Below are 2895 nucleotides of genomic sequence, written 5' to 3' on the forward strand. Positions count from 1 at the left end.
ACCACTTCAGACGGGTGACGGACACGGCGCCAGGCCATGTCGGTGATGTGCAGCAGGCCGTCGATACCGCCCAGGTCGACAAATGCGCCGTATTCGGTGATGTTCTTGACCACGCCCTGAACAATCGCGCCTTCTTTCAGCGTGTTCATCAGCTTGGAGCGCTCTTCGCCCATGGAGGCTTCCACCACGGCACGGCGGCTCAGCACCACGTTGTTACGCTTGCGATCGAGCTTGATGACCTTGAATTCGAGGGTCTTGTTCTCGTACGGAGACAGGTCTTTGGTCGGACGGGTGTCGACCAGTGAACCTGGCAGGAAGGCACGGATGCCGTTGACCAACACGGTCAAGCCGCCCTTGACCTTGCCGCTGGTTTGACCCGTGACAAATTCGCCAGTTTCCAGGGCTTTTTCAAGGGCCATCCACGATGCCAGACGCTTGGCAGTGTCGCGGCTCAGAATGGTGTCGCCGTAGCCGTTTTCGATGGAGCCAATGGCCACCGACACGAAGTCGCCAACCTGGACTTCAGTTTCGCCCTGATCGTTCTTGAACTCTTCCAGAGGCACGTAGGCTTCAGACTTGAGGCCGGCGTTCACGACCACAAAGCTGTGCTCGATACGGACCACTTCGGCAGTGATCACTTCGCCTGGACGCATTTCTGTGCGTTGCAAGGACTCTTCAAACAGGGCGGCAAAAGATTCAGACATGTTTTGATGCGGTGTTAAGCGCAGGTTATTTCGCGGTTTTAAGCGCGGGGTTAAGTTTTTTTGAACCTCATCCGCAGTGCGCCAGTGCGGCGCGAGAGGGCGGATGAGGGCCGGTGCATTGACCGAAGTCTTTGCGGTTTGTGCCCTTGAGACAGGATCAGAAGGGCTGCTTGCCTAGCCACCAATCCAACACCAGCTTGACCGATTCTTCAACCGATAAATGGGAGTTGTCCAGCAGCTTGGCATCTGCGGCCGGCTTGAGAGGCGAAACGCTGCGGGAGGAGTCCCGGGCATCACGTGCTTCCAAGTCGGCGCGAAGAGCGTGGAGTGTAATTGATTTGTCTTTTGAAATCAACTGTTTAAACCGCCTTTGCGCACGCTGCTCGGTGCTGGCCGTCAGAAATACCTTGAGCGGGGCTGCGGGAAAGATCACCGTGCCCATGTCGCGGCCATCGGCCACCAGGCCGGGCAGGCGGCAAAAACCGTGCTGCAACCCGACCAGCGCGGTGCGCACCTTGGGCAGGGCGGATACTTTGGAGGCATTCATGCCGGCTTCCTCGGTGCGAATGGCCTCCGTCACGTCTTCACCATCCAGCAGCACCTTGTCAGCCAAGAATTCAAGGCGCAGACCCTGTGCCAGCTTGGCGATGGCTTCTTCGCTTGTGCCGTCCAGCGGCAGACCGGCCCGCGTGGCCGCCAGTGCGGTGATGCGGTAAAGCGCGCCCGAGTCCAGCAGGTGGTAGCCCAACTGGCTGGCCAGTTGCGCGGCCAGCGTGCCTTTGCCCGAGGCGGTCGGGCCATCGACGCAGATCACGGGAATGTGTGCCGGGTCAGCCTGCACCAGAGAGAACAGCGCCTCAAAAAAATCGGGGAAGGTCTTGGCGACACATTTGGGATCTTCCATGCGCACCGGCAGACCCGCCGGGTTGAAGGTGGCCAGCGCAAAACACATGGCGATGCGGTGGTCGTCATAGGTGTGGATGCTGGCAGCTTTCCAGTCAGCCGGGTTGGCCGGTGGTGTGACCTGGATGAAGTCGGCCCCTTCGACCACGGTGGCGCCGAGCTTGCGCAACTCGCAGGCCATGGCGGCAATGCGGTCGGTTTCCTTGACGCGCCAGCTGGCAATGTTGCGCAAGGTGGTGGTGCCTTGCGCATAGAGTGCCATCACTGCCAGCGTCATGGCGGCATCGGGAATGTGGTTGCAGTCGAGGTCAATGGCGGCGAGCGGCCAGGCGCCACGCGACACCTCCAGCCAGTTGGGGCCGCTGAGCACCTGGGCACCCATCATTTGGGCGGCTTCGATAAAGCGGATGTCGCCCTGAATCGAATCGGCTCCGAGACCTTCGATGCGGATGCCGCGGTGTCCTTCAGAGGCGGGCGCGATGGCACCGAGGGCGATGAAATAGCTGGCAGAAGAAGCATCGGCTTCGACAAACAGGGTACCCGGCGACTGGTACTGGCTGCCCGCCGGAATCGTGAAGCGCTGCCAGCCGTCGCGATGCACCTGAATGCCAAAGTGCGCCAGCAAGTTCAGCGTGATCTCGATGTAGGGCCGGGAGATCAGCTCACCCACCACGTCGATCACGATGTCCTGGCGCGCCACCAGAGGCAGGGCCATCAGCAGGGCGGTCAGGAACTGGCTCGACACGTCGCCGCGCACTTGAATCGGGGCGTCGAGTTTGAGGCTGGGCTGGCCAATGTGCAGCGGCGGGTAGCCGTTCTGGCCGGTGTAATCGATCTGGCAACCCAGCTGGCGCAGCGCGTCGACCAGGTCGCCGATCGGGCGCTCGTGCATGCGCGGCACACCGCTGAGCTCGAAGTCGCCGCCCATCAGCGCCAGCGCGGCGGTGAGCGGCCGGATGGCGGTGCCGGCATTGCCCATGAACAGCTTGGCTTGCCGGTGCCTGGGTTGGCCCCCGAGGCCGTCGATGACCACGCTGTTGCCGGTTTGCGCAATGTCGCAGCCCAGGGCGCGCAAGGCTGCCAGCATGACGCGGGTGTCATCGGAATCCAGCACATCGTGCAAGGTGGTGCGCCCCTGAGTGAGGGCGGCCAGCAGCAATACCCGGTTTGAGATGCTTTTGGAGCCTGGCAAGGTGATGGCGCCGCCAGCAGACAGCAAAGGCGGCAGATCGATGAAGACGGTGTTCAGCATGCGGGTTTGGGGTGGTGATGTTGTTTGAGATGCCAT

At 61.6% G+C, this 2895-nt stretch carries 2 protein-coding genes; both read right to left on the minus strand.

Annotated features, from left to right (window positions below):
- On the minus strand, positions 1-704 hold a 704-nt coding region (locus NDI87_RS17365), incomplete at its 3' end, for a S1 RNA-binding domain-containing protein (RefSeq protein WP_296276852.1).
- 157 nt (positions 705-861) lie between these two features.
- Positions 862-2859, minus strand: a complete 1998-nt coding sequence (locus NDI87_RS17370) for a bifunctional 3-phosphoshikimate 1-carboxyvinyltransferase/cytidylate kinase (RefSeq protein WP_296276854.1) — start codon at positions 2857-2859, stop codon at positions 862-864.
- Between the last annotated feature and the right edge of the window lie 36 nt (positions 2860-2895).

This window comes from Rhodoferax sp., assembly GCF_023701345.1.
Lineage (GTDB): Bacteria > Pseudomonadota > Gammaproteobacteria > Burkholderiales > Burkholderiaceae_C > Rhodoferax.